This is a genomic window from Egibacteraceae bacterium, from assembly GCA_035540635.1.
GTDB lineage: Bacteria > Actinomycetota > Nitriliruptoria > Euzebyales > Egibacteraceae > DATLGH01.
In genome coordinates, this window is the sequence record DATLGH010000108.1 from 100,996 (window position 1) to 107,344 (window position 6,349).

At 75.7% G+C, this 6,349-nt stretch carries 5 protein-coding genes; 1 reads left to right on the forward strand and 4 read right to left on the reverse strand.

Annotated features, from left to right (window positions below; all coding sequences use genetic code 11):
- Window positions 1–15: 15 nt before the first annotated feature.
- The 4 genes from VM324_16730 to VM324_16745 all read right to left on the reverse strand — a co-directional run bounded on the left by VM324_16730 (window position 16) and on the right by VM324_16745 (window position 3,848).
- On the reverse strand, window positions 16–1,014 hold the full coding sequence (locus VM324_16730; protein HVM00937.1) for a WYL domain-containing protein: 999 nt from the start codon (window positions 1,012–1,014) through the stop codon (window positions 16–18).
- Window positions 1,011–1,955 carry a WYL domain-containing protein gene (locus VM324_16735; protein HVM00938.1) on the reverse strand — a complete coding sequence of 315 codons (945 nt, stop codon included), beginning with the start codon at window positions 1,953–1,955 and terminating at the stop codon, window positions 1,011–1,013. The genes VM324_16730 and VM324_16735 overlap by 4 nt, the downstream gene beginning before the upstream one ends.
- A gap of 67 nt (window positions 1,956–2,022) precedes the next feature.
- Window positions 2,023–2,991, reverse strand: a complete 969-nt coding sequence (locus VM324_16740; GenBank protein ID HVM00939.1) for a hypothetical protein — start codon at window positions 2,989–2,991, stop codon at window positions 2,023–2,025.
- Window positions 2,988–3,848 (reverse strand): hypothetical protein, encoded by an 861-nt coding sequence (locus VM324_16745; GenBank protein HVM00940.1) that lies wholly within the window; start codon window positions 3,846–3,848, stop codon window positions 2,988–2,990. The genes VM324_16740 and VM324_16745 overlap by 4 nt, the downstream gene beginning before the upstream one ends.
- A 59-nt stretch (window positions 3,849–3,907) precedes the next feature.
- On the opposite strand from VM324_16745, the gene VM324_16750 reads away from it, so the two are divergent.
- Window positions 3,908–6,349: transglycosylase domain-containing protein (locus VM324_16750; protein ID HVM00941.1), on the forward strand; the 2,442-nt coding region annotated here is incomplete at its 3' end.

The following is a 6,349-nucleotide window of genomic DNA, read 5'->3' on the forward strand; positions in this document are numbered from 1 at the left end:
GTGCCTTGAGCAACTTCACGGACCGTCGCCGGCCCGGTAGCGGGCCAGGGTGCGCCGGGCGAGCGCGGCGACGGCCTCGGTGAGCTCGGGCGGCTCGACGACGCGGACCGCGTCCCCGAGCCCCAGGACGAGACGGGCGATCCACTCGCGCTCGCCGGTACGCAGGGTGACGCGGCGGACGTCACCGCGGTCGGTGGCGTCCTCGACCACGGCCCACTCGGCCACCCACCAGGCGCGCACGTCGAGGTCGAGCACGACCTGTTCGTGGTGCTCGGCGGGTTGGTAGGCCGGCGGCGGCAGCGCCGGTCGCTCCCCGGCGTCGGTCACCTCGTCGGTGACCTCGAGGTCGCGGATGCGGTCGAGGCGGAAGTCGCGGGGTCCCTGCACGAGACGGCAGTAGCCCTGCAGGTACCACGAGCCGAGGGATCCGGACAGACCCCAGGGCTCCACCTCGCGGCGGGTGACCTCCGCCTTGGAGGCGGAACGGTAGGTGATGCGCACGACCCGCCCCTCGACGACGGCCTCGCGCAGGGCCGGCAGGTGCTCGTCGCCCTGCGCCCGGAGGTCGACGGCGATGCGCGGCGAGACCGGCTCGTCGTCGCGCTCGCGCCGCACGGGGGCCTCCGCCACCGAGGCGCCGAGCAGGTCGGTGAGCTTGCGCTCGGCCGTGGCCAGCGCCGGGGACTCGGGGAACGCGGCCACACCGGACAGGGCTCGGGCGGCGAGCAGCAGGGTGAGGGCCTCGCGGAGGCTGAGCCGCAACGGCCGGCTGAAGAAGTCGGCCATCCGCACGGTCACCCGGTCGCCGACGATCCACGCCTCGACGAGGTCGCCGCCCCCGTAGCCGGGCAGCCCACAGTAGCCGAGGATGTCGAGATCGCTGCTGAGCTCGTCCCTCGACAGACCGAATCGGGCGGTGACCTCCTCGACGCTCGCCCCGGGGTGGTCGAGCAGCCAGGGAACCATGGTGAGGATGCGCTCGAGGCGCTGGAGCGTGCTCGCCGGGCGGCTCACCGGCCCCCTCCCGCCGCCCGCTGGAGGCGCTCGACGACCTCGGCCCGCAGTTCGGCGGGGCCGCGCACCTCGAGATCAGGCCCGAGCTCGAGCACCCAGCGCAGGAAGTCCCCGCGGTCCCCGACGGCGACGGTGTACGCGGTCCAGCCGCCGGCGTCGGGACGCCCGCCCCCTCGCGCCCGGCGCGCGACGAGCCAGGCGACCTCAGGCGCGGCGACGACCTCCGCCGTCTCCGGTCCTCCGGGCGCTGGAGCGGGAACGACGTCATCGACGTCCACCGCGGGCGGCGGTGGGAAGGCGCCCGGCTCGCCTGCCATGGTGACCTTGCCGGCGATGCGGTCGAGCCGGAAGGCCCTGCTCTCCCCGCGGTCGTGGTCGTGGCCGACGAGGTACCAGCGGCCGCGACGGTGCACGAGCGCGTGGGGGTCGACCGTGCGCGCCGACGGCTCGCGTCCGGGGGGACGGTAGCGGAAGCGCACGGGCGCGCGGGTGAGCTGGGCCGCGAGGAGCACCTCCCGGTGCGGGGGCGCCTCGAACGCGACGCCCACGACCGGTCGCGGACTGTGGGGCGCCGCTTCGCCGGCGTCGACCTCGAGCTTGAGCAGTCCGACGCCGGCCTCGTCGACGAGGCCGGTAGCCTGTAGCGCGAGCGCGAGTGCGGCCAGCTCGTCGCGGTCGAGGCGCACCTCCGGCAGGTCGTAGTGGCGTGGGTCGATGCGATAGCCCTGCAGGTCGCTCCAGCGGTCGACGCGCCGGGTCTCGAGCGGCACCCCGAGCGCCCGCAGGTCCGCCTTGTCCCGCTCGAACATGCGGCGGAAGGCCTCGTGGTCGGGCTGGCCGTAGCCCGCGACGCGCCTGCGGACCTCCTCGGCGGTCATGGGCCGGCGGGTCTCCCGCAGGGCGATGACGAGGTTGAGCAGGCGCTCCAGCCGTTCGGTCATGTTCCCCGGCAGCCTACCGGGCCGACCCGTCGGCGCCTGTGTGACGGCGCGGCGCGACGGGTCGGTGTCAGCCGAGGCGCAGGCGGCGCAGGAGCTGCGCGGCGCGGCCGGTCGCACCGACGCGGGTCGCCCACCCGGCAAGGCCGCCGGGGCGCCCCATCACCGCCGCCACGACGAGCAGTACCGCCGGCAGCGTCACGGCGGCGTGGCCCATGGCCAGGGCGATCCGCGCGGCGAGGAGGAAGACGGCCGCGCCGACGAGGGCTCCCGCGATCGACCATGCGCCGCCGAGGAGCGGTATCGCGAGGTAGGCGATCGCGGTGGTCGGGGCGAAGTCGAGCGGGCTCGGCAGGCCCTCGTGGAGGATCATGCCGACCCAGCCGGCGATGCCCGCCAGCGCGCCCGACAGGGCGACGCCCTCGACCCAGGGGCGGGGTGAGCCCGGCACGTCGCCAGCGCCAGCGCCGGCCCCGACGGTGAGCAGACGGCGCCCGAAGCGGGCGCGCTGGAGCGCGCCCACCACCGCGCAGGCCAGGGCGGCCACGGCGAGGCCCGTGAAGTAGAGGGTGCGGTGGCGGCCGAGGTCCATGCCGAGCAGCGCGGGGGGCGCGAGCGGACGGAAGACGTAGCGGGGCACGACCAGGCCGGTGGCCACGGTGAGGAGGAGGGAGGTGGCCGGCAGCCACCGACGCGGGTCGGCGGCGGCCGGCGCGAGCGCGAGCATGCCGGCGATGCCACCGAGGACCGCAGCGCCGGCGAGGGCCACGCCGGCGCCGTGCCCGCGCACGAGCAGCGCGCCGGTGGCTGCCGCCCCGGCGGCCACCGCGGCGGGTTGGAAGAGCGTGACGACCCGCAACCACCCGACCGTGACGGTCAGCGAGAGCCCGATGAGGACGAGGGCCACCGCCTGCGAGCCGGTGCCGTGCGCGGCCGGGGTCGGGAGGAGGAAGGGCCAGAGCACCGCCGCGGCGAGAAGGACTCCCGCAGTGGGCAGATGGCGGCGGAATCCGCTCGCGGGTGCGGGGGGGACGCTCACCGCTCGCCGCCCGCCGCCGGCGCCGCGGTCTGCGACACGACCAGCACGCTGAGGACGGCGATGCCGATCGCGGGCAGCAGGATGGTCGCGCCCGTGGGGTCGATGAGACGCACGAGCGCCTCCGCCACGCCGAGTCCGAGTCCGGCGGCGGCGGCCTCCGTCGTGCTGCCGCGGCCCGCCAGCGCCGCCGCCGCCGCGCGGACCGCGAGACCCACGGGGTCCGCGCCCGCCAGGACCACCGCGCGCGCCGCCTCGTCCGCCGTCACGAGCACACCTCCGGCGAGCACGGTGCTGGCCGCCAGCGCGGCTCCGGACGCGGCCCACCGTCGGCCGGGGTTCAGCCCCCCCGGAAGCAGCCGCTGCCCTCGTGAGGAGACGAGCAGGAACGCCGCTCCCGCCCCGAGCACGAAGGCGCCGAGCCCGCCGGCGACGCCACCGGTCCCCCCCACCGGTGAGGCGCCCATCGGCAGTGCGCCGGCTGCAAGGGGCGGCATCCCGAGCGGGGCGGCCTGGAGGGGGACCAGCAGCCCGACGCAGGCCACCGCGGCGCCCAGCACGGCGACGTCCCCGATGGCGGAGGGCCGCTGCGGCACGTCCCTGGCACGCTCGTCGAGCAGGAGTGCGAGCCGGCCGAGGACGGCCCCCGCGGCACCCACGACGACGAACGCAAGGACGGGGGGGAGTGCCGACAGGCGGGCCCCGAGCGCCACGGCGACCCCCCCGACGGCACCGACACCGAGGTGCGGCAGCATGCCGCCGCGCGCGGAGCGGCTCCAACCTGCGGCAACAGCGAGGACTCCGCCCAGGGCCAGTCCCTGGACGACGCCAGCGGACAGCGCACCCTCCACCGGGCGCATGGTAGGGGGTCCGAGGAATGCCGCCGGGCGGGTGCAGCGCGCGCTAACGTTAGTGGGTCATGAGCCTCGGTTCCCTCCAGCGGCTGCGTCCGCCTGTCCGGCGGCCGGAGGCCGCCGAGGACGACGGCCCGCCGGCCCTCGAGTTCGCCCTGCGCGTCGGGGCGCTCGCCCTCGCGGGCCTCGTCGGCTTCGGCGTCGTCGTCCTCCTCCTCGCCGTGCTCGGCGGCACGGCGGTTCGCAGCGCCACCGGGGCGGTCGCGATCGACCTCGCGGTGCCCGACGACGCCGCTCTGCCGGCGCTCGACCAGCGCTCCATCGTGTACGCCGCGGACGGCAGCGTGCTCGCGGTCCTCCACGACGAGGTCGACCGCCGGGTCGTGCCGTTGGCGCAGATCCCCCAACACGTCCGCCAGGCCGTCTTGACCGCCGAGGACCGCAAGTTCTACACCCACGACGGCTACGACGTGGAGGGCATCGGCCGGGCGTTCGTGGCCAACGCCCGCGCGCGGGGCATCACCCAGGGCGGGTCGACGATCACCCAGCAGCTCGCGAAGGCGAACTTCGTCGGCGGTGACCAGACGGTCCGGCGCAAGCTCGACGAGCTGCTCCACGCCATCGCGCTGGAGCGCCGGTTCACCAAGGAGGAGCTGCTCGAGCGCTACCTCAACCAGGTGTACTTCGGTTCGGGGGCCTACGGGATCGCCGCGGCGGCCGAGGAGTTCTTCCGCACGACGCCCGAGCAGCTCACCGTGGAGCAGGCCGCGCTGCTCGCGGGGACCATCCGGGCCCCGAGCGCCCTCGACCCCCGCACCAACCCCGACGCCGCGCTCGTCCGCCGCAACCAGATCATCGCCGGCATGGCCGCCGCGGGCCACCTGCCGGCGGACGAGGTGGCCCCGCGCCAGGCCGTCCCGCTCGTCGTGGCCGACCACGTGCCCAAGGACAGCACCGAGCCGTACTTCGTCGAGGCGGTGAAGGACGAGTTCTTCCGCAACCCGGCCTTCGGCGAGGAGCGCCAGGATCGCATCGAGCGACTCTTCAACGGCGGGCTGGCGATCCACACGACGCTCGACCCACGTCTACAGGACATCGCCGCGGAGGTGGTCGCCCGCCAGTTCCCCGACCCGAACGGTCCGACCGGGGCGATCGCGGCGGTGGATCCCCGCAACGGGAGAATCCTCGCGCTCCACGGCGGCTCGGACTTCCACCAGAGCCAGTTCGACATCGCCCGGCTGGGCCGCCGCCATCCCGGGAGCGCGTTCAAGCCGTTCGTCTACGCCTCCGCCCTCGAGCAGGGCTTCCCCCTCACCACGCGGCTGCAGGGTGCGAGCCCCGCGTACTTCGCCAACGTGCCCGGCTGGAGCCGCGAGGACGGCGGGGTGCGCAACTACGGCAACTCGAGCTACGGGCGCCTCGACATGCGCGAGGCGCTCGTGCGCAGCGTGAACACGGCGGCGGCGCAGCTCATGCTCATGGTGGGGCCGGACAAGGTGCTCGACCTCGCGGGGCGGATGGGGATCAACGTGGACGCGATGACCGAGGGGCTCGTGAACCCCTCGATCGCGCTCGGCAGCCCGCAGCGGGGGGTCACGCCGCTCGAGATGGCAGCCGCGTACGGCACGTTCGCGAACGACGGCAACTACGCCGCCCCGCACGTGATCGACCGTGTCGACGACGCGAGCGGCAAGGAGGTGTACCGGGTTGAGGTCCGCCCGCAGCGCGCGGTCGACGCCGCCGTGGCCGAGGCCCTCGTCGGCATGATGAAGGACGTCGTCCGGCGCGGCACCGCCACGCGGGCACGGCTGACCGGCTGGGAGGCCATGGGCAAGACCGGCACGACGCAGAACAGCTACGACGCGTGGTTCGTCGGCGGCGTGCCGGTCCTGTCGACGGCGGTGTGGATGGGCCACGTCGGCGAGAACATCCCGATGCGGGGGATGACCGGTGGCTCGGTGCCCGCCTCGATGTGGCAGTCGTTCATGTCCCGAGCCCTCGAAGGGGTGGAACCGGTTCCGTTCGTCCACAGCGGTGGGAGCCTGAGCCAGATCGCGTCCGCGGCCGAGGTGCCGGTCCCCGACGTGCGCCGCATGGACGAGGCGCAGGCGATGGCGGTGCTCGCCGAGGCCAAGCTCGCCGGACAGGTCCAGCAGGTTTCCGCGCGGACACCGCAGGGACTCGTCGTGTGGCAGAGCCCCCGCCAGGGCGCGGCCGCCGCCCCGGGGACGACCGTCACGATCGGCGTGTCGAGCGGCCGGGGGTCCGAGCCGGACAGGCGGCGCCCCCGGGAGTCATCCGGCCAGCAGCCGTCGCCGCCGTCGTCGCCGCCGCCTCCCCCGGCACCCGCTGCTCCGCCACCCGCCGCGCCGCCCGCCGAGGCGCCGCGGCGGGTGGCGGAGCAGCGGGTGCCGGGGGAGGCGGCGGCGACGACGGCGGCGACGGCTGCTGGCCGGATGACTCCCGGGGCCGCCGCCCCGGGGACGACCGTCACGATCGGCGTGTCG